Here is a 23,884-nt window from a genome sequence, read left to right as displayed (position 1 = left end):
AACAATAACCGTCCGCCTTCCGGCCCCGGCTTGAAGAGGCGGCACACTGGAGTTGCTCCATGCTCGCCACCCTGGGTGTCATCACCATTCTCTGCCTGCTCGCGGCCGTCATGAGCAAGCGCCTGTCGCCTCTGGTCGCGCTGATTGCGCTGCCGATCATCGCCGCGCTGATCGGCGGCTTCGGTCTGCAGACCAGCGCCTTCATCGTCACCGGCATCAAGAACGTCGCCCCCGTGGTAGGCATGTTCGTGTTCGCTATCCTGTTCTTCGGCATCATGACCGACGCCGGCATGCTCGACCCGATCATCGACCGCATCCTGCGCACCGTCGGCACCCGGCCGACGCGGATCGTGGTCGGTACGGCGCTTCTGGCGCTGCTGGTGCACCTGGACGGTTCCGGCGCGGTGACCTTCCTGGTGACGGTGCCGGCAATGCTGCCGCTGTATACCCGGCTGGGCATCGATCGACGGATTCTGGCCTGTGTCGCGGCGATGGCCGCGGGGGTCAATTTCCTGCCCTGGACCGGCCCGGTACTGCGCTCATCAGCGGCCCTGCATGTGCCGGTGGCGGATCTGTTCCAGCCGCTGATCCCGGTGCAGATCGTCGGCCTGCTGTTCGTCTTCGCCAGCGCCTGGTGGCTCGGCCGCCGGGAGGAGCGCCGCCTGGGGCTCGGTGCCGATGCCACGGCCGGTGCAGGCATCCCGACCCGGGTATTGAGCCCCGCCGAAGAGGCGCTACGCCGTCCCGGGCGCTTCTGGATCAACCTGCTGCTCACGGTGCTGGTGATGCTGGTGATGATTGCCGGCTGGGTCGATCCGGTGGTGATGTTCATGGTCGGCACGGTGCTGGCGCTGTGCATCAACTATCCGGATGTCGAGGCCCAGCGGGCACGCATCGATGCTCATGCCAAGACGGCCCTGACCATGGCCAGCATTCTCCTGGCGGCCGGTGTGTTCACCGGCATCATGCAGGGCAGCGGCATGCTCAAGGCGATTGCCGAAGTGGCGGTGGCGCAGATTCCTGCCGGTCACGGCAAGCTGATTCCGACTGTGGTGGGGTTCCTGTCCATGCCCCTGAGCATGCTGTTCGACCCCGACTCCTACTACTTCGGGGTGATGCCGGTGATTGCCGAAGTGGGCAAGGCCCTGGGTGTCGACCCGCTGCAAGTGGCCCAGGCTTCGTTGCTCGGCGTGCACACCACCGGTTTCCCGGTAAGCCCGCTGACCCCGGCGACCTTCCTGCTGGTGGGCCTGTGCAAGATCGAACTGGCCGACCACCAGCGTTTCACCATCCCCTTTCTATTCGCTGCGTCAGTGTTGATGACCCTGACCGCGCTGCTGCTGGGAGTTTTTTAAGATGAAAAGCCTACGTATCGGCTCCGGCGCCGGTTACTCCGGTGACCGTATCGAGCCCGCCATCGAGTTGGCGCAACAGGGCGACCTGGATTACCTGGTGTTCGAATGCCTGGCCGAGCGCACCATCGCCCTGGCGCAGCAGGCGCGCCTGGCCGACCCGCACAGCGGCTACGACCCGTTGCTGGGGGCACGGATGCGCGGGGTGCTGCCCTTTGTCGGCGCCACGGCCTCGGGGCGGCGTTTGCGCATCATCAGCAACATGGGGGCGGCCAATCCGTTGGCGGCGGTGGCCGAGGTGCAACGGATCGCGGCCGAGCTGGGCTTGCCAGGGCTCAAGGTGATCGCGGTGCTGGGGGACGATGTGCTCGAGACTCTGCGGGCCCGGCCGGAGTGGGTGCTGGACAACGGGCAGACCCTGGGCTCGCTGGGGCAGCGGCTGATTTCCGCCAATGCTTACCTGGGCGCCCAGGGCATCGTCGAGGCGCTGCAGGCCGATGCCGATGTAGTGATCACTGGGCGGGTGGCCGACCCCTCGTTGTTCCTGGCGCCGCAGATCTTCGAGTTCGGCTGGGCCGAGGATGACTGGCTGCGCCTGGGGCGCGGGACCCTGGTGGGGCATCTGCTGGAGTGCGCAGGGCAGGTCAGCGGCGGCTACTTTGCCGATCCGGGGGTCAAGAATGTGGCCGGTCTGGCGCGCCTGGGGTTCCCCCTGGCCGAAGTGGATGCACAGGGCGCGGCGCTGATCACCAAGGTCAAGGGCTCCGGGGGGCAGGTCAGCAGCGCTACCTGTACCGAGCAGTTGATCTACGAAGTGCATGACCCCGCGGCCTACCTGACGCCGGATGTCTGTGCCGACTTTTCCGCGGTGGGCTTTGTCGAGGAGGCACCGGACCGGGTGCGGCTGCAAGGGGCGGCAGGCAGCCCACGGCCTGAGCGGCTCAAGGTCAGCGTCGGCTACCTGGATGGCTGGATCGGCGAAGGGCAGATTTCCTATGGCGGCCCTGGGGCTGTGGCCAGGGCGCGGCTGGCCCGGGATATCGTGCTCGAACGCCTGGCCCTGACCGGGGTACAGATGCAGGAAGTGCGCGCGGAGCTGATCGGCATCGATGCCTTGCACGGTGTTGAACTGGGCCAGCGAGCGCCTGCCGAACCCTGGGAAGTGCGCCTGCGGGTGGCGGCTCGCTGCACGGACAAGGCCGAAGCGGTGCGCGTCGGCAATGAGGTGGAAACCCTCTATACCAATGGGCCCGCTGGTGGTGGCGGGGCCAGTAAAAGCCTGCGGCAGGTGGTGGCGGTGGCTTCGCTGTTACTGCCCCGGGAGGCCGTCAGGGTCACCTTGCATCAGGAGGTACGGGCATGAATGAGGTCAAATTGCGTGACTTGGCGCACTCGCGTACGGGGGACAAGGGCGACACTTCGAATATTTCGGTGATTGCCTACCGCGCCGAGGACTTTGCCTTTCTTTGCGAGCAGCTTACCGCCGAGCGCGTAGCGCAATATTTCGCCGGCTTGCTGGGGAGCGATGCGGCGCCGGTACAGCGCTATGTCCTGGAGAATGTGCGGGCCTTGAACTTTGTCTTGCCGGGCATCCTGCGCGGCGGAGTGACCCGCTCCCTGGCGCTGGATGCCCACGGCAAGTGCCTGGGCGCGGCCTTACTTGACTTGCAGTTGGCCCGGGGCTGAAGAGCCCCGGGGAGGGCGTCAGACGGTCGCGAAGCGCTGGTTCAGGTAATCGATGATCACCTTGGATTCATACATCCAGGTGGTCTGGCCGTTCTCTTCGATGCGCAGGCACGGCACCTTGATCTTGCCGCCCTGCTCCAACAGGGCCTGGCGGTCCTGCTCGTTGTTTTTTGCGTCGCGCAGGGCCACCGGCACATTCAGGCGATGCAGGGTACGGCGGGTCTTCACGCAGAACGGGCAGGCGTGAAACTGGTACAGGGTCAGGCCCTTGGCGGCTTCCACGACTTGCGCCTGAGCGGCGGCGTCCCGCTGCTGCTTGCGTGGGCGGGTGATGAAGTCGATGAAAATGATGAGTTGGCCCAGGCCGACTCGCAGCGCTTTGACGATCACGGTTATTGCCTCTTGCCCATGAATGAAGGGGCGGCAGCTTACCTGATTTTTCCCGGGCGAAAAAAAACCGGCGATCAACGCCGGTTTTTTCGCCTGCAGCCTGTTACTTGATCAGGCTGAGGAATTCGCTGCGGGTCGCGGCATTCTCGCGGAACTCGCCCAGCATCACCGAGGTGATCATCGACGAATTCTGTTTCTCCACACCGCGCATCATCATGCACATGTGCTTGGCCTCGATCACCACGGCCACCCCGAGGGCGCCGGTCACTTGTTGGACGGCGTCGGCGATCTGCCGGCTGAGGTTTTCCTGGATCTGCAGTCGGCGGGCATACATATCGACGATGCGCGCGACTTTCGACAGCCCCAGGACCTTGCCGCTGGGAATGTAGGCGACGTGGGCCTTGCCGATGAACGGCAGCAGGTGGTGTTCGCACAACGAGTAGAGCTCGATGTCCTTGACCAGGACCATTTCGCTGTTGTCGGAGCTGAACAAGGCACCGTTGGTGACCTCTTCCAGGGTTTGGGCATAACCGCGGCAGAGGTACTGCATGGCTTTGGCGGCACGCTTGGGCGTGTCGAGCAGGCCCTCGCGGGAGACGTCCTCGCCCAGTTGGCCGAGGATCGCGGTGTAATTCTGTTCCAGGGACATGAAACTACCTGTGGGATTTTACGCAAAGGGCAAGGGTACGGTGGCGGACACGACGCTGCAAGCGTGATGCAGCGGCTTTATTCGTCACGGCCTTCCATCATGGTGCGCTTGAGCATGACGTACAGCGCCCCGGTACCGCCATGCCTGGCCTGGCAGGAAGTGAAGCCCAGCACCTGCGGATGCTGGCGCAGCCAGGTGTTGACGTGGCTCTTGATCATCGGTCGCTTGCCGTCCAGGCGCACGGCCTTGCCGTGGGTGACGCGCACGCAGCGGATTTCGAACTGGGTGGCTTCAGCGAGAAAGGCCCAGAGGGTTTCCCGGGCCTTTTCCACGGTCATGCCATGCAGGTCGAGGCTGCCTTCAAAGGGGATCTGGCCGATCTTCAGCTTGCGCATCTGGCTTTCCTGAACCCCGTCGCGGGCCCACATCAGCTCATCTTCCGGCCCCACGTCGATGACGAACTGGTCGGACAGCCCGTCCACCGTGGTGGTCTCGCTGCGTACGGTGGCCGCCTGGCGCAACTTGGCGATCTGCGCCCGGTCGCTCTTGGGTTTGCCTGTATCGGCACGATCGTGCTTGATCGGCTTGACGCCGCGGATCTCGTTTTTGAACAGGGAAAAATCGTCGTCTTGCATGTCAGCCTCCGCGAAGGGCGGCTAGTTTACCCAACTCGGAACACCTTAAGGCGCGCAAATCGCGCCTCGGGAATGTCAGTCGTGTTTTTTCATCAGGTGCGGCGCCATGTTCAGCGCCAGGGGCTGGCGCATGCGCCGCCGGCAGCGCCGCCACAAGCGTACGCCGACATACAGCAGCAACAGGCCGACCACCAGGATCATCGCCGAGCCCGCCGGGCTGGCATTCATTTCCCCCAGCGCCGGGGCACGGCCCAGCAGGCTCGCAGCACCGGCCATCGCCAGCAGCACGCCAAATGCCGCCAGTAGCGCGGAGAATCCCGCACCCAGGCGCAACCGCCAGTTTCGCGGGCTTTTGGGCCGCAATCGGCGTGCGTCAAAACCATCGGATATCTTCATTCCGACCTTCCTCAATGGGTATCGGCCCTTCGACCGGAAGTTGACCGGGTGGTTCCTGAGGCTAAGGCAATTGCTGCAAAGGCGAGGGGTTTATGGATGAGCGGCCCGCCAGCCGCTCACCAGGGCTGATCAGATCAGGCTTGCGGTCTGGGCGAGGGTGGCGAAGTTGTCGGCCATGATTGCCATTTCGGTTTGCTGAACGTGCTCGGCGCTGAGGATGCCACCCTTGTAGGGCAGGTCGCGGGTGGCGCAGGCGTCTTCTACCAGGGTGCAGCGAAAGCCCAGGTTCTTGGCCGCGCGCACGGTGGTGCTGACGCTGGAGTGGCTCATGAAACCGGCGACGATCAGGTCCAGGGAACCGAGGTCCTGCAGGCGCTTTTCCAGTTCGGTGCCGTGGAACGCGCTGGGCAGCAGTTTGCCGATGATGGTTTCGTCGCCTTGGGGTTCAAGGCCGGGAATGAACTCGCCGCGCTCGCCTTGTGGGTCGAACAGGCCGCCGACGGTACCGAGGTGGCGTACGTGCACCACTGGGCGACCGGCAGCCCGGGCCGCGGCCAGCAGTTGGCGGATGTTGGCCACTGCCGCGTCCATGCCGGACAGGGCCAGCGGGCCGCTGAGGTATTCTTTCTGGGCGTCGATGATCACAAGGGTCGCGTGGCTCAAATTGGCCGCTGCATAACCACGACCGCTGAGTTGAAACATCGTCTTTGGAACGGACATTCTGGGGCTCCTGTGAGTGGGGCTTTTGCGCCATTGTCCTCTGGCGGAGCGCTTCTGTGAATCGCTACTAACGTAAGGTGCGCCGTTGCTGGCCTGCAGCCTTGTCAAGTGGGGCAAGGTATGCAGCCTTCCCGAGCAAAAAACGCTTGAACACTATTGTCCGTCGCTGGTTTTTCATTCGTCGTCGGCAAGCGTTTTGGCTGTTAGAATCGCCGGTCGTTTTGTCAGGAGTCTGTCCCGTGATCACTTCCCGCCTGCGCACCTTGCGCGACCATATCCGCTGGGCTGTCAGCCGCTTTCATGGGGAGGATCTGTTCTTCGGCCATGGTACCGACAATGCCTGGGACGAGGCCCGTCAACTGGTGCTCGGCGCCTTGCACCTGCCTTGGGAAATTGCCGACAGCTACCTTGATTGCGCGTTGGAAGACGACGAGCTGGTCCATGTGCAGCACCTGCTCAAGCGCCGTATCCAGGAGCGCGTGCCTACCGCCTACCTGCTGGGCGAGGCCTGGTTCTGCGGCATGTCGTTCATTGTCGATGAGCGCGTGCTGATTCCCCGTTCGCCGATTGGCGAGCTGATCGAAAAACGTTTCGAACCCTGGCTGGGCAGCGAGCCGGCACGGATTCTCGACCTGTGTACCGGTTCCGGCTGCATCGGTATCGCTTGTGCCTATGAATTCCGTGATGCCGAGGTGGTGTTGGCGGACCTGTCCTTCGAAGCCCTCGAAGTGGCCAACCAGAACATCGAGCGCCATGGCGTCGATGAGCGGGTGTTCACGGTCCAGGGCGACGGCTTCGATGGCCTGCCCGGGCAGCGCTTCGACCTGATCGTGTCCAACCCGCCCTATGTCGATGCCGAAGACTTCGCCGACATGCCGGATGAATACCAGCATGAGCCCGAGCTGGGCCTGGCCTGTGGCGAGGATGGCCTGAACCTGGTGCGGCGGATGCTGGCCGAGGCGGCGGACCACCTGACCGAGAAGGGCTTGCTGATTGTCGAGGTGGGCAACAGCCAGGTGCATGTCGAGGCGCTGTACCCGGAGGTCGACTTCGCCTGGCTGGACTTCGAGCGCGGTGGCCACGGTGTGTTCATGCTGACCGCGGAGCAGTGCCGCGACCATCAGGCGTTGTTCGCGTCCCGGGTCTGAGCCGATTGCCGGCCCGCGCAACGCGGGCCTCTGGCGGTCAGGCGTTGCGGCTCAGCGATGAGTCGCAATCCAGATCAGCAGCCCGGCCTGGAACACCGCAAAGGCCACCAGGCAGGTGATGGTGAAGCGCAGACCGGTGTCCTCGCGCTTGTACTTGGTGACTTTCTCTTCCTGCTTGCGCAGCTTCACTTCCAGTTCTTCAAGATTCTGTTCGGCCTGCTGGAGCATCTGCGCCGCTTCCAGAATCTCCACGAACTGCAGCTTTTCGCTATTCCACTGGCCCAGCAGTTCACCCACCTGGACATCCTTGACGCTGCCCTTGAGGTGCTGGGCATCGGCATACACCACATCGAAACCCTGGGTGCGCAGCACGTGGTCGCGACGCAGGCGCGTGTCTTCGTTGAGGGCATCCTTGTTCGCCAGGTCGAAGCCGTCGACCCGGTAGTGCGGCCACTTCTTCTGGGCCCACTGCGCTGCCTGGGCCAGCAGGAAACGGCCGATCCCGCGGTTCAACGGTTCGACCTGCAGGCCGCCTTCGGGCTCGAAGTGCACCCGGCGAGTGTCGTGCTCGACCCACACATCCAGGTGATTCTGTTCCTTGCGCACCCGTTGGCCGGGGAGGCTGATGGTCATGCGCAGCAGGCTGCGCTCTTTGTTGTTGCGTTCGGCATAACCGAACTCGACAAAGCGCAGAGGCCGTCCGCCCGTGGCGCGGTCGGTCTGCAAGGGTGCCAGGCGCAGCATCTTGTGGTGCTCGGCCTGCACATCGGCCCACGGCAGCGGCGGCGCTTCCGGGGCGGCGGCTTCCTGCTCGGTGGCGGGTGAATTCGGGGTATCAGTCATAACGGCGAGATCCTGTCCAATCGCTGCGCGCCGACAGCAATTGAACGGCCGGCAAAGGCTTATCGGCCGTTTTTTTCAGGACTGGAGGGCAAAAACAGCCTAACGGGTGTGAAGTCCGTCAATAAAATCGATGATCGCGCTGCCCAGTTCCGCTGCCAGCGGCAATTGCGGGTCCTTGTAGGAGGCCAGCTGGCGCTTGAGGTCATTGGGCACGATGCGCATCACATGGTTCATGCCTTCGATCAGGGCCAGTTGCGCATCCGGTTTGGCGGCCTTGAGGACCCTGGCGTCATCGACGCTGACCTGGATGTCGTTGCTGCCCTGGATGATCAGCGCCGGCATCTTCAGGCGGGCGAAGGCCGCCGCCGGGTCTTCGCGAAACAGGGTGATCAGGTAAGGCTGCACGCTGGGGCGAAAGATGACTTGCAGGGCAGGGGGCACATCCGGGTCGACCTTGCCGGCCTTGAGGCTGTCCAGCAGCTCATTGCTGCGCAGCATCAGCGCCGGTGGCAGGCGGTAGCTCAACTGCTGGCGCAGGATCTGGTCCACCGGGCGGGCGGTTCCGGAGATCGAGATAACGCCTGCGGCATTCAGTTGCGGTGCCGCCAGCGTGGCGATCAGTGCGCCTTCGCTATGCCCCAGGACTATCAGTTGGCCCAGGCGTGGATCGGCCTTGAGCTTGTTGCCCCAGGCCACGGCATCCGCCACATAGGCGTCCAGGGTCAGGTTGCGTTCGTCCGGGGTCGCGGCGAGGCTGGCGGCCACGCCGCGCTTGTCATAACGCACGCTGGCGATGTTGTGCTTGGCCAGTACCCAGGCCAGGCGCTTGAGGCTGTCGTTGCGCCCGCCATCGGGGTTGTTGCCGTCGCGGTCAGTGGGACCGGAGCCGGAAATGATCAGCACCACCGGCACCGGCTGCTCGGACTTGGGTAGCAGCAGCGAGCCGTACAGCTCACCGTGCCCGGTGTCCAGGCTCACGGGGCGTTGCAGGACGGCCGCATGAACCAGGCCGGTGAACAGGGAAAGGCTCAAGAGAAGAACTCGCAGCATCATCGCGCCATCATGGATAAGGTGCCGGTTTGACTCGGTAACAGGCAGAAGGTTCGAGGATGAACTAGTTGGGTAGCCTGCGTATACTGGCGCACGCGCTAATCCAGATTGAGTTATTTCGGCTGATTTCACGGAGCTCCCTGCATGTCCGGCAATACCTACGGCAAGCTGTTCACTGTCACCACCGCGGGCGAAAGCCATGGTCCGGCGTTGGTCGCCATTGTCGACGGCTGCCCGCCGGGCCTGGAACTGACGCTGGAGGACTTGCAGCGTGACCTGGACCGGCGCAAGCCTGGCACCAGCCGCCACACCACCCAGCGCCAGGAACCCGACGAGGTCGAGATCCTCTCCGGGGTGTTCGAAGGCAAGACCACCGGCTGTTCCATCGGCTTGTTGATCCGCAACACCGATCAGAAGTCCAAGGACTATTCGGCGATCAAGGACCTGTTCCGCCCGGCTCACGCCGACTACAGCTACCACCACAAGTACGGCATCCGCGACTACCGTGGTGGCGGCCGCAGCTCGGCCCGGGAAACCGCCATGCGCGTGGCGGCCGGGGCCATTGCCAAGAAGTACCTGGCCAGCCAGGGCATCGTGATTCGCGGCTACATGAGCCAGCTGGGCCCGATCGAGATTCCCTTCAAGACCTGGGATTCGGTAGAGAACAACGCCTTCTTCAGCCCCGATCCGGACAAGGTTGCGGAACTGGAAGCCTATATGGACCAGTTGCGTCGAGACCAGGATTCGGTCGGAGCGAAGATCACTGTGGTGGCCGAAGGGGTGATGCCGGGCCTGGGCGAGCCGATTTTCGATCGCCTGGACGCCGAGCTGGCCCATGCGCTGATGAGTATCAACGCGGTCAAGGGCGTGGAGATCGGCGCCGGTTTCGCCTGCGTTGCCCAGCGCGGCACCGAGCACCGTGACGAACTGACCCCGCAAGGTTTCCTCAGCAATAACGCCGGCGGCATTCTGGGCGGCATCTCCTCGGGGCAGCCGATCGTCGCTCACCTGGCGCTCAAGCCGACCTCCAGCATTACCACCCCCGGGCGCTCCATCGATATCGACGGCAACCCGGTGGACGTGATCACCAAGGGGCGCCACGACCCGTGCGTGGGCATTCGCGCCACGCCGATCGCCGAGGCGATGATGGCCATCGTGCTGATGGATCACCTGCTGCGCCACCGCGGCCAGAATGCCGACGTGCGCGTCAGCACGCCGGTGCTGGGCCAGCTGTAATGCCGGTCCTGCCAGTCGCCACGGTCTGAAGGCCGTGGCGGCACTTCCCTACTGGCGGCTTTCCAGTTTCTACCTGTTCTATTTCGCGCTGCTGGGCTCGACCGCGCCATTCCTGGCGCTGTATTTCGATCACCTGGGGTTCTCCAGTGCGCGCATCGGCGAACTGGTGGCCATTCCCATGCTCATGCGCTGCGTGGCGCCCAACCTTTGGGGCTGGCTGGGGGACTACACCGGGCGGCGCCTGGCGATCGTGCGTTTTGGTGCGTTCTGCACCCTGGTCTGTTTCTCCCTGATCTTCGTCGACAAGAGCTATGCCTGGCTGGCCATGGTCATGGCCCTGCATGCTTTTTTCTGGCACGCGGTGCTGCCGCAGTTCGAAGTGATCACCCTGGCGCACCTGCAAGGCCAGGCCTCGCGCTACAGCCAGATCCGCCTCTGGGGCTCCATCGGCTTCATTCTTACCGTGGTGGTCCTGGGGCGTTTGTTCGAGTGGTTGAGCCTGGACATCTACCCGGTAGCGCTGGTGGTGATCATGGCGGGCATCGTCCTCAGCAGCCTGTGGGTGCCTAACGCCCAGCCTCGGGTGCAGGGGCCGCGGCACGCCGGGGAGGGTTTTGTCAGGCAACTGCGCAGCCCCGGTGTGCTGGCCTTCTACCTGTGCGTGGCACTGATGCAGATGAGCCACGGCCCCTATTACACCTTCCTGACTCTGCACCTGGAGCGCCTGGGCTATACCCGCGGGGTGATCGGCATGCTCTGGGCCCTGGGTGTGGTGGCCGAAGTGTTGATGTTTCTGGCGATGAGCTGGCTCCTGGCGCGCTTTTCCGTGCGGCGGGTGCTGCTGGCGAGCTTCCTGCTGGCGGCTCTGCGCTGGTTGCTGCTGGGCAGCCTGGCGGAACACCTCGGGGTGCTGTTGTTGGCTCAGGTGCTGCACGCGGCGACCTTCGGCAGTTTCCACGCCGCCGCCATTCATTTTGTGCAGCGCAGTTTCGGTGCCCGCCAGCAAGGCCAGGGCCAGGCGTTGTACGCGGCCCTGGCGGGAACCGGGGGCGCCCTGGGGGCCCTGTATTCGGGTTATAGCTGGAATGCCCTGGGCCCCACATTGACCTTTAGTATTGCCAGCGTCGCAGCCTTGGCCGCAGCCGTTATCATTGCCACCCGCATGCAAGAGGAGTTGCCGTAATGAGCAGCCTGTCCGTCTACCACGTATCCAGTCCGGACCTGCCGAACAAGGTCCTGACCCACTTCGACGATATCGCTTCAACCCTGGCCGAGCAGGGGATTCGTTTCGACCGCTGGCCTGCCACCACGCGTGTTGCACCGGGCACCAGCCAGCAAGAAGTGATAAGCGCCTATCAGGAGCAGGTCGATCGCCTGATGACCGAGGGTGGCTACGCCAGCGTGGATGTCATCAGCCTCGATGAAGACCATCCGCAGAAGGCCGAGCTGCGCGCCAGCTTTCTCGATGAGCACCGCCTCAGTGAGGATGAAGTACGTTTCTTCGTTGCGGGCCGGGGCCTGTTCAACCTGCACATCGATGACTATGTGTACGCCGTACTGTGCGAGAGGAATGACCTGATCTCGGTGCCGGCGGGCACCGCCCATTGGTTCGACATGGGCGAGCGGCCGAACCTGGTGGCCATCCGCATGTTCAACAACCCCCAGGGCTGGAACGCCAGCCTGACCGGCGACGCGATCGCCAGCCAGTTCCCGCGCCTGGACGATTGAGCGGGGAGCACAACGTCAACGGGCCGGACCCACGCAAGGTGGGGCCGGCCCGGACAGGTGCAGCGCAAGCGGCTTACGCGGAGTGGTAAGTCGGCAGGGCAAAGCGGTTCTGGCTTTGCAGCATGGAGATCTGTGGCAACTCACTGGCCTGTTCGGCCAAGTCCCGACGAATTGCGCTGATGACCCACGACAGTTGGTCGGCGGCGTGCAACTGTGCGTAGGAGATAGAACGCTTGAACTGTTTGCCTTCGCTGTTGCGCAGGGTCAACAGGATGCCACCGTCAGGGCGTGGCTGGGTGGTCACTTCGAAGTTGGAGAACAGGGAAGAAAATTTTTCTTGGATCAGGCTCATGTCTATCAGCTCCGTTAGCTCTTGAAGGGCAAGCGTGGAGTGATAGGTGCAGCGATTGTGCCAGTATTGTTTTTTTAAAATATCCTTTAAAAACAACAACTTATAAAAATCAAAAAAGCGCCTGTTCGTGCAAATTGCATGAATGGCCATCGTGCATCCTGCATTTTGCAGGTCCGCAGGGGGTGTTGGCGGGGGCGGTGGCAGTGTTGTGACCGCGGGCCAGGGTGGAAAATTCAATCGTTGAAGCGGGGACACGTACGCTGCGTGGGGAGACCGAGGGTAGATACAAAAGTTTGCAAAAACCCCGTGTACAGCGTCGCGAGAGCTGACGTATTTTCCAGCCAGTCACGTTGGTTCAACCTGGCCTCGGCGGCCCCGCGAAAGCGGCTTGAACGGCGTTTCTGCGACATGGAATGTGTTGTGGCGCGATCTTGCGATCCCGCCCGACCAATAATAAGAACATAGGACGCTCTCCATGAACCTTTCCTGCGCCTCATCGCCGGTGCTCTTTGCAGCCCTGCGCTTGTCCTGCCTTCATCCCTTTGCGAGAGATATCCACAGCTCCCGCGTGCCGCTCGCCGCACCCTGGATCGCTACCCCCGGTTGAGCCTTGCGCCGCTGTTGCCAACGCCCGGCCGGCCAGGCCCGGGCCCAGATCCTTGCTGTGCAACCGGAGCAACCATGAACAAGCACAAGAGCGACATGATCACCTGGGGCATGATGCTGCGTAAGGTGCCCTCCATTGCCAGGGCACTGCCGCGGGTGGTGCGGGGCATGAAGGCGGGCAATATCGACAACCCGGACCAGCCCTGCGGCCTGGGCTGGAGCTTTGAGCAGGCGACCCTGCGCAACCCCGAGGGGCCGGCCTTGCTGTACGGTGATCGGGTGCTCAGTTATGCACAGGTCAATCAATGGGCCAACCGCATTGCTGCCTACCTGCAGGAGCAGGGCATCGGCAAGGGTGATGTGCTGGCGATCTTCATCGAGAACCGCCCGGAATTGCTGGTCACGGTGCTGGCGGTGGCCAAGCTCGGAGGCATTTGCGCGATGCTCAACACCGCGCAGACCCAGGGCGTGCTGGCGCACAGCCTGGCGTTGGTGAAACCGGCGGCGATCATCCTCGGCGGCGAGCTGCAGGCCGCTTACTCGGCGGTACGCGAGCAGGTGGGCATCGATCCGCAGCGCACCTGGTTCGTGGCCGATCAGGACACCTTTGCCGACCCCGGGCCGACCCCCGAGGGAATGCGCAACCTGATGGCCGAGAGCGCCGGTTACCCATCGGACAACCTGGCGCAGACCCAGCGCATCTTCCTCAACGACCCTTGCTTCTACATCTATACCTCCGGCACCACGGGGCTCCCCAAGGCCGGGATCTTCAAGCATGGGCGCTGGATGCGCACCTCTGCCGGCTTCGGCACCATTGCCCTGGATATGCAGCCCGGCGACGTGGTGTATTGCACCTTGCCGCTGTACCACGCCACCGGTCTGTGCGTGTGCTGGGGCTCAGCGATTACCGGCGCCTCGGGCTTTGCCATCCGCCGCAAATTCAGCGCCAGCCAGTTCTGGGATGACGTGCGCCGCTACAAGGCCACGACCGTGGGTTATGTCGGGGAGTTGTGCCGCTACCTGATCGACCAGCCGGCTTGCGCACGGGATACCGAGCACGGGGTCTCGAAGATGATCGGCAACGGGCTGCGCCCGGGCGTCTGGAGCGAGTTCAAGCAACGTTTCGGCGTCGGTCATATCTGTGAGTTGTATGCCGCCAGCGACGGCAATATCGGCTTCAGCAACATCCTCAACTTCGACAATACCGTGGGCTTTTCCCTGATCCCCTGGGCGCTGGTGGAATACGCCCACGATACCGGTGCGCCACTGCGCAACAGCCAGGGCTTCATGCAGAAGGTAGCCAAGGGTGGCCAGGGGCTGCTGCTGGCGAAGATCGACGACAAGGCGCCCCTGGATGGCTACACCGACCCGGAAAAGAACCTCAAGGTGATTCTCAAGGACGTATTCGAGAAGGGCGACTGCTACTTCAACACCGGCGATCTGCTGCGCGATATCGGCTTTGGCCATGTGCAGTTCGTCGACCGGCTGGGAGATACCTATCGCTGGAAGGGCGAGAACGTTTCCACCACCGAGGTGGAGAACGTCCTCCTGGGGCACCCGCAGGTTGCCGAGGTGGTGGCCTATGGGGTCGAGATCCACAACACCAACGGTCGGGCCGGGATGGTGGCGATCACTCCGGCAGAATCCCTGGCGACCCTGGATTTCAGCGAGTTGCTGCAGTTCGCCCGGCAGCAGTTGCCGGCCTACGCAGTGCCGCTGTTCCTGCGGATCAAAGTGAAGATGGACACCACCGGCACCTTCAAGTACCAGAAGAGTCGCCTCAAGGAGCAGGCATTCGATCTGCAGCAAATCGGTGACGAGCCGGTGTATGCCTGGTTGCCGGGCTCGGATACCTACGTGCGGCTGACCCCGCAGATTCTCGCGGACATTCAGGGTGGGCGCCTGCGTTATTGATTCTGCCTATGGTGGCTCTCGGGAAAAAAGGGATGACAGGCTGGCGCCGGCTTGGGGAAACTAGCGCCTTTCCGAATTGCCGAACCTGGAGTTTCCGATGACCGACAAAAGCCGCCAGATGACTGAAGAAGAGGCCGCCCAGTTTGTCGAACAGGTGTTCAACGTGGCCCGCCAGGGCGACGCACAGATGCTCGACAAGCTGGCTGCCAGTGGCCTGCCGGTCAACCTGCGCAATCACAAGGGCGACACGCTGCTGATGCTCGCCGCCTATCACGGCCATGTGGACGCGGTGCAGGTGCTGCTCAAGCACCAGGCCGACCCCGAGATCCGCAACGACAATGGCCAGAGCCCGATTGCCGGGGCTGCCTTCAAGGGCGACCTGGCGGTGGTCAAAGCGCTGGTGGAGGGGGGCGCCCAGGTGGAAGGCTCGTCCTTCGACGGACGTACCGCGCTGATGATGGCGGCGATGTTCAACCGCACGGAAATCGTCACCTACCTGATCAGCCAGGGCGCCGACCCCAAGGCTCGCGACAGCAATGGCGTGAGTGCCCTGGAAGCGGCCAAGACCATGGGCGCCATGGATACCACGGCGCAGCTGGAAAAACTCCTGGCCTGAGCCGGCGATGATCGGGGCGCGCGGGCGTCAGATGCTGCCTGGCGTGATAGCTCGGGCACTTTAGGCTATCCTTCGCGCCCCTTGATTTCCTCGCTTCCAGGATGTGCCCATGAAAACCGCCCTTATCGAACTCATTAGCAAGATCAGCTCCGGGTGCATGGGCGATGCCGAGATCCAGCAGATCGCCGAGGAGGCGAGCCAGGCCTACGCCGACCCTCAGGGATTCCTGGCAGCCAACCCGGATATCAACTACGACGACAGCTTCCCCATTCCCCTGGGGGAATGGGTGGTGGTCGGCAGCCTGCCGGAAACCGTGTTGTTTCAGGCCGATACCTATGTCGACCTGTTCGCCCAGATCGTCGCCTCGTTCGGCAAGGACGTGGCTTTCAACATCAAGCCCAAGCAGTTGGCCAAGATCGAAGCCCTGACGGCCTTGAACCGCATCCAGATCCAGATGGGCAGCATGAACCCGGAAAACGGCGGCTATGTGTTGATGAACTTCAGCCAGTTGCTGGATGACGAGTTGCAGATGGTACTGGTCTACGGCAACGACGTGCCGCGGGTGCTGGAGCTGTGCGCTGAGGTCGGGATCGCCGCAGCGCCGGCCCTGGAGGCCTTGAAGGTCGCCGTTCATGTCTGAAGCCCGAGCGGCTGTGGAATAAAACGGAACCCTGATCCAGCACGGCTATCCTAAAGAGGCACGCCATCATTTAGGGAGCGACACCATGGGTTCCACCTTCAATGGCCTGGTTGGCCTGATCATTCTGGCCCTGGATATCTGGGCCATCATCAACGTACTCAAAAGCGGCGCCGAAACCGGGATGAAGATCCTCTGGGTGCTCTTGATCATTCTCCTGCCGGTGCTGGGGCTGATCATCTGGGCGATCGCCGGGCCGCGAGGCAATGTGCGGCTCTGAAGCTGGAGACGCAGGTTGCACAGGGAAAAGGGCCGTCAGGCCCTTTTTTGTGTGACTAAACATGCGTTGAACGAAATTTTCACAAACGCTCTAAGACAATTCGCCGGCGCTTTTTCCCCGGTATAACTCTCTGCAATCTCTTGTCCCAGAGCCGTTGGCAGTGGGTTTTTCGGTGCTGCCCACTAATCAATGGCAATGCCTTGAGTGATCGTGCAACATTTGCGCACCGCGAATTCCCCCGTCGCCCTGGCGGCAACAAGAGGGCAGAACGCAGCTTTATCTTTGCAACTTAAACTTCCAATGGGTCCTAAAACCACATGGCAAACTCGGATGCCCTGAGTCAGCAGCGATCCTCGAATCGCCTGCTGCAACCGACCGTTAAATCCCATCTGGCCTACACGCTGTTGTGCGCCCTGGTCATGATGGTGATGCTTTCCCTGTTGCGCGTCGCGCTGCTGATCTACAACCGCGAGATGATTCTCGACACTCCGGCCTCGACCTTCCTCGAAGCGTTTGCCAACGGGCTGCGTTTTGACCTGCGGCTGGTGGTCTACCTCAGCGTACCGCTGCTGCTGGCGCTGTTCAGCGCCCGGGCCATGGCGGCTCGCGGGGTGTTGCGCTTCTGGCTGACAGTCACCTCCAGCATCGCGCTATTCCTCGGCCTGATGGAGATGGACTTCTACCGCGAGTTCCACCAGCGCCTCAACGGCCTGGTCTTCCAGTATGTGAAGGAAGACCCGAAAACCGTGATGAGCATGCTCTGGTACGGCTTCCCGGTGGTCCGCTACCTGCTGGCCTGGGCCGTGGGCACCTGGATCCTGAGCCTGGCATTCAAGGGGGCCGACCGCGCCACCCGGCCCCGCGGCCCGTTCAGCGGCGGCAATGTCGGCACCCGGCAGATTGCCCCCTGGTATGCGCGCATTGCGGTGTTCGTGGTGTGTCTGCTGATCTGCGTGGTTGCAGCCCGTGGCACTCTGCGCCAGGGCCCGCCGATGCGTTGGGGGGACGTCTACACCACCGAATCCAACTTCGCCAACCAGTTGGGCCTCAATGGCACGCTGCAACTGATGGCGGCGGCCAAGGATCGTCTGTCCGAGGACCGCACCAATATCTGGAAGGCCACCTTGCCTCAGCCTCTGGCGCAGCAGACCGTGCGCGACATGCTGCTGGTGCCGAGTGACAAGCTGGTGGATGCCGACATCGCCGCCGTACGCCGCACCTACACGCCGGATGGGGAAAAGACCCTGCCGATCAAGAACGTCGTGGTGATCCTGATGGAAAGCTTCGCCGGGCATTCGGTGGGCGCCCTGGGACGTCCGGGGGAGATCACTCCGTACTTCGACAAACTGTCCAAGGAAGGCCTGCTGTTCGACCGCTTCTTCTCCAACGGCACCCACACCCACCAGGGCATGTTCGCCACCATGGCGTGCTTCCCCAACCTGCCTGGCTTCGAATACCTGATGCAGACCCCGGAAGGCAGCCACAAGCTGTCCGGCCTGCCGCAATTGCTCAGTGCTCGCAACTACGATGACGTGTATGTCTACAACGGCGATTTCGCCTGGGACAACCAGTCGGGGTTCTTCAGCAACCAGGGCATGACCAACTTCATCGGCCGTAACGACTTCGTCAATCCGGTGTTCTCCGACCCGACCTGGGGCGTGTCCGACCAGGACATGTTCAACCGCGGCCTGGAAGAGTTGAAGGCCCGGGAAGGCAAGGGGCCGTTCTATGCCCTGCTGCAGACCCTGTCCAACCACACGCCGTATGCCCTGCCCACGCCTTTGCCGGTGGACAAGGTGACCGACCGCGGCAGCCTCAACGAACACCTGACGGCCATGCGCTACTCCGACTGGGCCTTGGGCCAGTTCTTCGAGAAAGCGCGCAAGGAGCCTTACTTCAAGGAAACCCTGTTCGTGGTAGTGGGCGACCATGGCTTCGGCAACGAGCAGCAGATCACCGAAATGGACCTGGGGCGCTTCAACGTGCCCATGCTGATGATCGCTCCGGGCATCCAGGAAAAGTTCGGCCAGCGTGACCACACCGTGGGCACCCAGATCGACATCGTGCCCACCATCATGGGCCGCCTGGGTGGCGACGTACTGCACCAGTGCTGGGGGCGCGACCTGCTCAACCTGCCGGAAGGCGACAAGGGCTTCGGCGTGATCAAGCCTTCGGGCAGTGACCAGACGGTAGCGCTGCTGACGGCGGACCGGGTGCTGGTACTGCCCAAGGAAATGCCGCCACGGCTGTACAAGTACGAACTGGGTTCGGCACCGGGGGGCGAACTGATCCCGGATTCTGCCGATGAGGCGCAGCTCAAGCAGAAGCTGGAATCCTTCCTGCAGACGGCGACCAAGAGCTTGCTCGACAACACCGCAGGCGTGGTCAACGGGAAACCGGACTAAACGCTGTAGCGCCGGCCCTGTCATGCGGGGTTGGCGCAAGTTGCCCGCGTGAATAAAACACCCCACAAGTGGGGTGTTTTTTATTCGGGCTAATAAAAAGGCGCCGGTGAAGACCGGCGCCTTTTTACGTTCAAACATGCTCTGGGGCGAGCAATAAGGGCGTTATATCCTGCCCAGCAGCAAGAGTACCAACAGCACCACCAGCACGACGCCAATGATTCCTGAAGGCCCATAACCCCAGCTTCTGGAGTGCGGGAATACTGGCAGGCCGCCAATCAGCAGCAGAATCAGAATAACGATCAGAATGGTGCCCATGGCTGTTTCCTTATTGGAATAGAGTTGAACAACGCAGTTATTCAAGGACAAGTTCGTTTTAGGGATAAAGCGAACCGCTTAATAAATCCGACTCTGCGCCCCTCCAGAAAATTCCAAGTATTTTTAAAGCTTTCCGCTTTCGGTCTTATTTCCTTTGCGCCTGCCCGGAGCAGGGGGGCGGATGACAGGTCGGGGGCACCGGGCCGGCGGTTTGCCCGGGGCATTCAGCACCCTGATGGTGCGTGGGTGGCGCAGGGGCCTTCGCTACACTGCGGCTCATCTTCCCCGGAACAACAAGGCAACTCTTATGCAAAATCGCATGATGATCACTGGCGCCGGCTCCGGCCTGGGTCGCGAAATCGCTTTGCGCTGGGCCCGCGAGGGCTGGCGGCTGGCCTTGTCCGATGTCAGCGAGGCGGGCCTGCAGGAAACCCTGAAACTGGTGCGTGCAGCCGGTGGTGACGGTTTTGTGCAGCGCTGCGATGTGCGTGACTACAGCCAGTTGACCGCCTTCGCTCAGGCCTGCGAGGTGAAGTTCGGCGGCATCGACATCATCGTCAACAACGCCGGCGTGGCCTCTGGCGGGTTCTTCAGCGAACTGTCGCTGGAGGATTGGGACTGGCAGATCGCGATCAACCTGATGGGGGTGGTCAAGGGCTGCAAGGCCTTCCTGCCGCTGCTGGAGCAGAGCAGGGGCAAGATCATCAATATCGCTTCCATGGCGGCCTTGATGCAGGGCCCGGCCATGAGCAACTACAACGTGGCCAAGGCCGGAGTGGTGGCGCTTTCCGAGAGCCTGTTGATCGAGCTCGCGCAGCAGGAAATCGGCGTGCATGTGGTCTGCCCGTCGTTCTTCCAGACCAACCTGCTGGACTCCTTCCGGGGACCGACGCCGGCCATGAAGGCCCAGGTGGGCAAGTTGCTGGAAAACTCGCCGATCACCGCCGCCGAGATCGCCGACTACATCCATGCCCAGGTCGATGCCGGCCAGTTCATGATCCTGCCCCACGAGCAGGGCCGCATGGCCTGGGCCCTGAAGCAGAAAAATCCCCAGGCGCTGTACGACGAAATGACCCTGATGGCCGACAAGATGCGCGCCAAGGCCAAGCAAAGCGCCAGTTGAGCTTGCCCAATCCCCCTGGGCGTCGTTAGGGTTGCCGGCATCCGACAATCCTGACGAGTTCCTGCATGCTCAATTACCTGTGGTTCTTCCTCGCCGCGCTGTTTGAAATCGCCGGCTGCTATGCGTTCTGGATGTGGCTGCGTCAGGGCAAGAGTGCCTTGTGGGTGATTCCCGCGCTGGTCAGCCTGACCCTGTTCGCCCTGTTGCTGACCAAGGTCGAGGCCACCTACGCCGGGCGCGCCTATGCCGCCTACGGAGGCATCTATATCGTCGCTTCGATTGGCTGGCTGGCGGTGGTGGAGCGGGTACGGCCCCTGGGTTCGGACTGGCTGGGGCTGGCGCTGTGCGTGATCGGGGCCAGTGTGATTCTGTTCGGCCCGCGCTTTTCCAATGGCTGAATAACCCGGCCCAGAGAAGCTGGGCCGGGGGGAGGGTCAGTCGAACAGCTCCTTGGGCACATCGTGCTTGAGCATCAGTTGGCACTGTTCGCTGTCCGGATCGAAGACGATTACCGCCTGGCCCTTGGTCAAGGCCTGGCGCACCCGCAGCACACGGGTCTCCAGGGGCGTTTCATCACCGTTGTCGGTGCCCTCGCGGGTCACGAAGTCCTCGATCAGGCGGGTCAGGGTGTCGACTTCAAGTTGGTCGTGGGGAATCAGCATGGGGGCCTCCGGCAAACAATCCGGGATCCTACTGCGCCCGGGGCCGTGCCGCCAGCCAGGGCGTGCACAAACTCCGGGGCGGGTTCAGGATTTCTGCCCCACCAGGCTGTCCACCGAGGGCACCCGGGTATCGCTTTCCATTTGTGCATCGTGCTCCAGTTGATGGCTGAAGCGGTCCAGTGAGCCCTGGGCCGGTTGCGCGTCGCTGGCAAATACCGGCGGGCTGAGGATGTAGGCCCCCAGCAGGCGGCTGAGTGCCGCCAGGCTGTCGATATGAGTGCGCTCATAGCCGTGGGTGGCGTCGCAACCGAAGGCCAGCAGCGCAGTGCGGATGTCGTGGCCGGCGGTGACCGCCGAATGGGCGTCGCTGAAGTAGTAGCGGAACAGGTCGCGACGCACCGGCAACTCGTGTTCGCCGGCCAGGCGCAGCAGGTGGCGGGACAAGTGATAGTCGTAGGGGCCGCCGGAGTCCTGCATGGCCACGCTCACCGCATGTTCGCTGGAGTGCTGGCCCGGGGCGACCGGGGCAATGTCGATGCCGACGAACTCGCTGACGTCCCAGGGCAGGGCCGCTGCCGCACCACTGCCGGTTTCTTCGGTGATGGTGAATAGCGGATGGCAGTCGATCATCAGCGGCTCGCCGCTGTCGACTATGGCCTTGAGCGCGGCCAGCAGCGCGGCGACACCGGCCTTGTCGTCCAGGTGCCGGGCGCTGATATGGCCGCTTTCGGTGAACTCGGGCAAGGGGTCGAAGGCAACAAAGTCACCCACGCCTATCCCCAGGGATTCGCAGTCGGCGCGGGTGGTGCAGTAGGCATCCAGGCGCAGCTCGATGTGGTCCCAACTGATGGGCAGTTCGTCCACCGCGGTGTTGAAGGCGTGCCCGGAGGCCATCAGCGGCAGGACGCTGCCGCGCAACACGCCGTTGTCGGTGAACAGGCTGACCCGGCTGCCCTCGGCAAAGCGGCTGGACCAGCAGCCCACCGGGGCCAGGGTCAGGCGGCCGTTGTCCTTCACCGCGCGCACGCTGGCGCCAATGGTGTCCAAGTGCGCCGAGACGGCCCGGTCCGGGCTGTTCTTCTGGCCCTTGAGGGTGGCGCGAATGGTGCCGCGACGGGTCAGCTCGAAGGGGATGCCCAGTTCTTCCAGGCGTTCGGCGACATAGCGCACGATGGTGTCGGTAAAGCCGGTGGGGCTGGGAATGGCGAGCATTTCCAGGAGGACTTTCTGCAGGTAGGCGAGGTCGGGTTCGGGAATCTTGCGGGTCATGGAAACTCCTGATGAGAAACGGCCATCGATGGTTTCGATGAGGGCATGGATGGAGGGCCAGGGGGCGCCTTCGCTGCCAAGCCAGCTCCTACCTGTGAGGGTAGGAGCCGGCTTGCCGGCGAAGGATCACGGCGCCGGTTGGCTGTGGGGAAACAGCAGGTCGACAAAACGTTCGGCGGTGGGTTGCGGTTCGTGATTGGCCAACCCGGCGCGTTCGTTGGCTTCGATGAACACGTACTCGGGCTGATCCGCCGCCGGCACCATCAGGTCCAGGCCCACCACGGGAATGTCCAGGGCACGGGCTGCGCGGATGGCGGCGTCGGCCAGGGTCGGATGAAGGATGCCGGTGACGTCTTCCAGAGTGCCGCCGGTGTGCAGGTTGGCGGTGCGCCGTACAAACAGCCGCTCCCCGGCGGCCAGTACGCTGTTGTAGTCGTAGCCGGCGGCATGCAGGGTGCGCTGGGTCTCCTGGTCCAGGGGGATTTTGCTCTCGCCGCCGGTGGCCGCCTGGCGGCGACGGCTGCGGGCTTCGATCAGCGCGCCGATGGAGTGCTGACCATCACCGATGATTTCCGCGGGACGGCGGATAGCCGCTGCCACCACTTCAAAGCCGATCACCAGGATGCGCAGGTCCAGGCCTTCGTGGAAGCTTTCCAGCAATACCCGGCTGTCAAAGCGGCGGGCGTGGTCGATGGCCTTTTGCACCTCTTCGATGGTCCGCAGGTCCACCGCCACGCCTTGCCCCTGTTCGCCATCCAGGGGCTTGACCACCACCCGCTGGTGCTCGTCGAGAAAGCCCAGGTTGTCATCGGCGTTGCCCGCCAGTTGCTGCGCCGGCAGGTTCAAGCCAGCACCCTTGAGCACCTTGTGGGTCAGGCTCTTGTCCTGGCACAGGCTCATGCTGATGGCGCTGGTGAGATCGCTCAGCGATTCCCGGCAGCGTACCCGGCGACCGCCGTGGCTGAGGGTGAACAGCCCGGCGTCGGCGTCATCCACCTGAACATCGATGCCCCGGCGATGTGCTTCCTCGACGATGATCCGCGCATAGGGGTTGAACTCCGCCTGGGGCCCGGGGCCGAGGAACAGCGGCTGGTTGATGCCGTTCTTGCGCTTGATGGCGAAGGTCGACAGGGTGCGAAACCCGAGTTTGGCGTAGAGGTTCTTGGCCTGGCGGTTGTCGTGCAGCACCGACAGGTCGAGGTAGCTCAGGCCGCGGCTCATGAAGTGTTCGATCAGGTGGCGCACCAGCACTTCGCCGACGCCCGGGCGACTGCAGTCGGGGTCCACTGCCAGGCACCAGAGGCTGCTGCCGTGTTCCGGGTCCTGGTAGGCCTTGTGGTGATTGAGGCCCATGACGCTGCCGATCACCGCGCCGCTGTCTTCGTCCTCGGCCAGCCAGTACACCGGCCCGCCCTGATGGCGCGGGGTCAGCAGTTGCGGGTCGATGGGCAGCATGCCGCGGGCCTGGTACAGCTGGTTGATGGCTTGCCAGTCGGCTTCGCTCTGGGCGCGACGGATGCGGAAACCGCGAAATACCCGAGTGGCCTGGCGGTAATCGCTGAACCACAGGCGCAGGGTATCGGAAGGGTCGAGGAACAGTTGCGCCGGTTCCAGCCCCAGCACCTGTTGCGGCGCTGCCACATACAGAGCGATGTCGCGCTCGCCAGGTCGCTCGTTGAGCAACTCCCCGGCCAGGCTGGTGGGGTCGGGAAAGGTATGGCCGATCAGCAGGCGGCCCCAACCGCAATGTACCGCGATCGGTTCGCACCCGGGTTCGCTGCCATCTTCGGCGAAGCGCGCCTGCAGGCGTTCATAGGACGGCGCCTGGCCGCGCAGCAGGCGTTGGCTGTAAGCCGTGGCGTGAGCTTTCAT

Annotated in this window: 26 protein-coding genes; 14 read left to right on the top strand and 12 right to left on the bottom strand. The window is 63.2% G+C overall.

What is annotated here, in order from left to right; all coding sequences use genetic code 11:
* The first annotated feature begins 59 nt into the window (after positions 1 to 59).
* The 3 genes from AC07R1_RS29755 to AC07R1_RS29745 are packed head-to-tail and all read left to right on the top strand — an operon-like array spanning position 60 to position 3,038.
* Positions 60 to 1,355, top strand: coding sequence for a CitMHS family transporter (locus AC07R1_RS29755; protein ID WP_011062629.1), 1,296 nt, complete (start codon positions 60 to 62; stop codon positions 1,353 to 1,355).
* Position 1,356: 1 nt separating this feature from the next.
* Complete coding sequence (locus AC07R1_RS29750) at positions 1,357 to 2,715, top strand: acyclic terpene utilization AtuA family protein (RefSeq protein ID WP_125062989.1); 1,359 nt, start codon at positions 1,357 to 1,359, stop codon at positions 2,713 to 2,715.
* Positions 2,712 to 3,038 carry an AtuA-related protein gene (locus AC07R1_RS29745; RefSeq protein ID WP_011062627.1) on the top strand — a complete coding sequence of 109 codons (327 nt, stop codon included), beginning with the start codon at positions 2,712 to 2,714 and terminating at the stop codon, positions 3,036 to 3,038. Before AC07R1_RS29750 ends, AC07R1_RS29745 begins: the two co-directional genes overlap by 4 nt.
* A gap of 18 nt (positions 3,039 to 3,056) precedes the next feature.
* Here the strand turns inward: AC07R1_RS29745 and AC07R1_RS29740 are convergent, their stop codons facing one another.
* The 5 genes from AC07R1_RS29740 to AC07R1_RS29720 all read right to left on the bottom strand — a co-directional run bounded on the left by AC07R1_RS29740 (position 3,057) and on the right by AC07R1_RS29720 (position 5,828).
* Complete coding sequence (locus AC07R1_RS29740) at positions 3,057 to 3,428, bottom strand: glutathione S-transferase N-terminal domain-containing protein (protein ID WP_065365442.1); 372 nt, start codon at positions 3,426 to 3,428, stop codon at positions 3,057 to 3,059.
* Positions 3,429 to 3,531: 103 nt separating this feature from the next.
* Complete coding sequence (gene folE, locus AC07R1_RS29735; protein ID WP_011062625.1) at positions 3,532 to 4,077, bottom strand: GTP cyclohydrolase I FolE; 546 nt, start codon at positions 4,075 to 4,077, stop codon at positions 3,532 to 3,534.
* A 77-nt stretch (positions 4,078 to 4,154) separates the two neighbouring features.
* Positions 4,155 to 4,712, bottom strand: coding sequence for a Smr/MutS family protein (locus AC07R1_RS29730; RefSeq protein WP_011062624.1), 558 nt, complete (start codon positions 4,710 to 4,712; stop codon positions 4,155 to 4,157).
* A 75-nt stretch (positions 4,713 to 4,787) separates the two neighbouring features.
* The gene (locus tag AC07R1_RS29725) at positions 4,788 to 5,108 is read right to left on the bottom strand and encodes a hypothetical protein (protein WP_401020329.1); all 321 of its coding nucleotides are present in this window, start codon (positions 5,106 to 5,108) and stop codon (positions 4,788 to 4,790) included.
* A 129-nt stretch (positions 5,109 to 5,237) separates the two neighbouring features.
* Positions 5,238 to 5,828: a cysteine hydrolase family protein gene (locus AC07R1_RS29720; RefSeq protein ID WP_011062622.1), complete on the bottom strand. Its 591-nt coding sequence runs from the start codon at positions 5,826 to 5,828 to the stop codon at positions 5,238 to 5,240.
* Positions 5,829 to 6,067: 239 nt separating this feature from the next.
* Here AC07R1_RS29720 and prmB point away from each other — a divergent pair, with 239 nt between their 5' ends.
* Complete coding sequence (gene prmB, locus AC07R1_RS29715; RefSeq protein ID WP_041119437.1) at positions 6,068 to 6,976, top strand: 50S ribosomal protein L3 N(5)-glutamine methyltransferase; 909 nt, start codon at positions 6,068 to 6,070, stop codon at positions 6,974 to 6,976.
* A gap of 51 nt (positions 6,977 to 7,027) precedes the next feature.
* Here the strand turns inward: prmB and AC07R1_RS29710 are convergent, their stop codons facing one another.
* Positions 7,028 to 7,819, bottom strand: coding sequence for a hypothetical protein (locus AC07R1_RS29710; protein WP_065365443.1), 792 nt, complete (start codon positions 7,817 to 7,819; stop codon positions 7,028 to 7,030).
* Between the two features lie 99 nt (positions 7,820 to 7,918).
* Positions 7,919 to 8,872, bottom strand: a complete 954-nt coding sequence (locus AC07R1_RS29705; protein ID WP_015636592.1) for an alpha/beta hydrolase — start codon at positions 8,870 to 8,872, stop codon at positions 7,919 to 7,921.
* 141 nt (positions 8,873 to 9,013) lie between these two features.
* Here AC07R1_RS29705 and aroC point away from each other — a divergent pair, with 141 nt between their 5' ends.
* From aroC to AC07R1_RS29690, 3 genes are read left to right on the top strand one after another with little or no spacing between them, the layout of a single operon-like run.
* Positions 9,014 to 10,105, top strand: coding sequence for a chorismate synthase (aroC, locus tag AC07R1_RS29700; RefSeq protein ID WP_011062618.1), 1,092 nt, complete (start codon positions 9,014 to 9,016; stop codon positions 10,103 to 10,105).
* Positions 10,106 to 10,139: 34 nt separating this feature from the next.
* Positions 10,140 to 11,288, top strand: coding sequence for an MFS transporter (locus tag AC07R1_RS29695; RefSeq protein WP_065365445.1), 1,149 nt, complete (start codon positions 10,140 to 10,142; stop codon positions 11,286 to 11,288).
* Positions 11,288 to 11,833: a 1,2-dihydroxy-3-keto-5-methylthiopentene dioxygenase gene (locus AC07R1_RS29690; RefSeq protein WP_495111215.1), complete on the top strand. Its 546-nt coding sequence runs from the start codon at positions 11,288 to 11,290 to the stop codon at positions 11,831 to 11,833. Before AC07R1_RS29695 ends, AC07R1_RS29690 begins: the two co-directional genes overlap by 1 nt.
* Positions 11,834 to 11,906: 73 nt before the next feature.
* Here the strand turns inward: AC07R1_RS29690 and AC07R1_RS29685 are convergent, their stop codons facing one another.
* Complete coding sequence (locus AC07R1_RS29685; RefSeq protein WP_019093389.1) at positions 11,907 to 12,185, bottom strand: DUF3509 domain-containing protein; 279 nt, start codon at positions 12,183 to 12,185, stop codon at positions 11,907 to 11,909.
* Between the two features lie 681 nt (positions 12,186 to 12,866).
* On the opposite strand from AC07R1_RS29685, the gene AC07R1_RS29680 reads away from it, so the two are divergent.
* From AC07R1_RS29680 to AC07R1_RS29660, 5 genes are all read left to right on the top strand, one after another.
* Positions 12,867 to 14,705 (top strand): long-chain-acyl-CoA synthetase, encoded by a 1,839-nt coding sequence (locus AC07R1_RS29680; RefSeq protein WP_015636587.1) that lies wholly within the window; start codon positions 12,867 to 12,869, stop codon positions 14,703 to 14,705.
* Between the two features lie 97 nt (positions 14,706 to 14,802).
* Positions 14,803 to 15,321 (top strand): ankyrin repeat domain-containing protein, encoded by a 519-nt coding sequence (locus tag AC07R1_RS29675; RefSeq protein ID WP_011062613.1) that lies wholly within the window; start codon positions 14,803 to 14,805, stop codon positions 15,319 to 15,321.
* Between the two features lie 109 nt (positions 15,322 to 15,430).
* On the top strand, positions 15,431 to 15,961 hold the full coding sequence (locus AC07R1_RS29670; RefSeq protein WP_011062612.1) for a hypothetical protein: 531 nt from the start codon (positions 15,431 to 15,433) through the stop codon (positions 15,959 to 15,961).
* Positions 15,962 to 16,046: 85 nt separating this feature from the next.
* Complete coding sequence (locus AC07R1_RS29665) at positions 16,047 to 16,238, top strand: PLDc N-terminal domain-containing protein (RefSeq protein WP_011062611.1); 192 nt, start codon at positions 16,047 to 16,049, stop codon at positions 16,236 to 16,238.
* A gap of 317 nt (positions 16,239 to 16,555) precedes the next feature.
* Positions 16,556 to 18,643: an LTA synthase family protein gene (locus AC07R1_RS29660; RefSeq protein WP_011062610.1), complete on the top strand. Its 2,088-nt coding sequence runs from the start codon at positions 16,556 to 16,558 to the stop codon at positions 18,641 to 18,643.
* Between the two features lie 162 nt (positions 18,644 to 18,805).
* Here AC07R1_RS29660 and AC07R1_RS29655 read toward each other — a convergent pair whose 3' ends face one another.
* Complete coding sequence (locus AC07R1_RS29655; protein WP_007945780.1) at positions 18,806 to 18,958, bottom strand: DUF3309 family protein; 153 nt, start codon at positions 18,956 to 18,958, stop codon at positions 18,806 to 18,808.
* A gap of 307 nt (positions 18,959 to 19,265) precedes the next feature.
* Between AC07R1_RS29655 and AC07R1_RS29650 the strand changes: the two genes are divergently transcribed.
* Together AC07R1_RS29650 and AC07R1_RS29645 are read left to right on the top strand one after the other, a co-directional pair.
* The gene (locus AC07R1_RS29650) at positions 19,266 to 20,081 is read left to right on the top strand and encodes an SDR family oxidoreductase (protein WP_125062994.1); all 816 of its coding nucleotides are present in this window, start codon (positions 19,266 to 19,268) and stop codon (positions 20,079 to 20,081) included.
* Positions 20,082 to 20,146: 65 nt separating this feature from the next.
* The gene (locus tag AC07R1_RS29645) at positions 20,147 to 20,479 is read left to right on the top strand and encodes a YnfA family protein (RefSeq protein WP_011062607.1); all 333 of its coding nucleotides are present in this window, start codon (positions 20,147 to 20,149) and stop codon (positions 20,477 to 20,479) included.
* 36 nt (positions 20,480 to 20,515) lie between these two features.
* On the opposite strand, the gene AC07R1_RS29640 is transcribed toward AC07R1_RS29645, so the two are convergent.
* The 3 genes from AC07R1_RS29640 to ngg form a co-directional block, all read right to left on the bottom strand.
* Positions 20,516 to 20,743 (bottom strand): YheU family protein, encoded by a 228-nt coding sequence (locus tag AC07R1_RS29640; RefSeq protein ID WP_011062606.1) that lies wholly within the window; start codon positions 20,741 to 20,743, stop codon positions 20,516 to 20,518.
* An 84-nt stretch (positions 20,744 to 20,827) separates the two neighbouring features.
* Positions 20,828 to 22,012: an osmoprotectant NAGGN system M42 family peptidase gene (locus tag AC07R1_RS29635; protein ID WP_015636583.1), complete on the bottom strand. Its 1,185-nt coding sequence runs from the start codon at positions 22,010 to 22,012 to the stop codon at positions 20,828 to 20,830.
* A gap of 126 nt (positions 22,013 to 22,138) precedes the next feature.
* Positions 22,139 to 23,884, bottom strand: coding sequence for an N-acetylglutaminylglutamine synthetase (gene ngg / locus AC07R1_RS29630; RefSeq protein WP_011062604.1), 1,746 nt, complete (start codon positions 23,882 to 23,884; stop codon positions 22,139 to 22,141).

Source organism: Pseudomonas sp. GW821-FHT07F01, assembly GCF_059418825.1.
This window is presented reverse-complemented; position numbering and strand designations above follow the sequence as displayed.

Coding starts and splice junctions, on each gene's coding strand:
- AC07R1_RS29660 (WP_011062610.1), top strand. CDS start 16,556: ATGGCAAACTCGGATGCCCTGAGTCAGCAGCGATCCTCGAATCGCCTG.
- AC07R1_RS29635 (WP_015636583.1), bottom strand. CDS start 22,012: ATGACCCGCAAGATTCCCGAACCCGACCTCGCCTACCTGCAGAAAGTC.
- aroC (WP_011062618.1), top strand. CDS start 9,014: ATGTCCGGCAATACCTACGGCAAGCTGTTCACTGTCACCACCGCGGGC.
- AC07R1_RS29665 (WP_011062611.1), top strand. CDS start 16,047: ATGGGTTCCACCTTCAATGGCCTGGTTGGCCTGATCATTCTGGCCCTG.
- ngg (WP_011062604.1), bottom strand. CDS start 23,884: ATGAAAGCTCACGCCACGGCTTACAGCCAACGCCTGCTGCGCGGCCAG.
- AC07R1_RS29685 (WP_019093389.1), bottom strand. CDS start 12,185: ATGAGCCTGATCCAAGAAAAATTTTCTTCCCTGTTCTCCAACTTCGAA.
- AC07R1_RS29690 (WP_495111215.1), top strand. CDS start 11,288: ATGAGCAGCCTGTCCGTCTACCACGTATCCAGTCCGGACCTGCCGAAC.
- AC07R1_RS29670 (WP_011062612.1), top strand. CDS start 15,431: ATGAAAACCGCCCTTATCGAACTCATTAGCAAGATCAGCTCCGGGTGC.
- AC07R1_RS29720 (WP_011062622.1), bottom strand. CDS start 5,828: ATGTCCGTTCCAAAGACGATGTTTCAACTCAGCGGTCGTGGTTATGCA.
- AC07R1_RS29755 (WP_011062629.1), top strand. CDS start 60: ATGCTCGCCACCCTGGGTGTCATCACCATTCTCTGCCTGCTCGCGGCC.
- AC07R1_RS29725 (WP_401020329.1), bottom strand. CDS start 5,108: ATGAAGATATCCGATGGTTTTGACGCACGCCGATTGCGGCCCAAAAGC.
- AC07R1_RS29640 (WP_011062606.1), bottom strand. CDS start 20,743: ATGCTGATTCCCCACGACCAACTTGAAGTCGACACCCTGACCCGCCTG.
- folE (WP_011062625.1), bottom strand. CDS start 4,077: ATGTCCCTGGAACAGAATTACACCGCGATCCTCGGCCAACTGGGCGAG.
- AC07R1_RS29650 (WP_125062994.1), top strand. CDS start 19,266: ATGCAAAATCGCATGATGATCACTGGCGCCGGCTCCGGCCTGGGTCGC.
- AC07R1_RS29750 (WP_125062989.1), top strand. CDS start 1,357: ATGAAAAGCCTACGTATCGGCTCCGGCGCCGGTTACTCCGGTGACCGT.
- AC07R1_RS29730 (WP_011062624.1), bottom strand. CDS start 4,712: ATGCAAGACGACGATTTTTCCCTGTTCAAAAACGAGATCCGCGGCGTC.
- AC07R1_RS29745 (WP_011062627.1), top strand. CDS start 2,712: ATGAATGAGGTCAAATTGCGTGACTTGGCGCACTCGCGTACGGGGGAC.
- AC07R1_RS29655 (WP_007945780.1), bottom strand. CDS start 18,958: ATGGGCACCATTCTGATCGTTATTCTGATTCTGCTGCTGATTGGCGGC.
- AC07R1_RS29680 (WP_015636587.1), top strand. CDS start 12,867: ATGAACAAGCACAAGAGCGACATGATCACCTGGGGCATGATGCTGCGT.
- AC07R1_RS29675 (WP_011062613.1), top strand. CDS start 14,803: ATGACCGACAAAAGCCGCCAGATGACTGAAGAAGAGGCCGCCCAGTTT.
- AC07R1_RS29645 (WP_011062607.1), top strand. CDS start 20,147: ATGCTCAATTACCTGTGGTTCTTCCTCGCCGCGCTGTTTGAAATCGCC.
- AC07R1_RS29705 (WP_015636592.1), bottom strand. CDS start 8,872: ATGATGCTGCGAGTTCTTCTCTTGAGCCTTTCCCTGTTCACCGGCCTG.
- AC07R1_RS29710 (WP_065365443.1), bottom strand. CDS start 7,819: ATGACTGATACCCCGAATTCACCCGCCACCGAGCAGGAAGCCGCCGCC.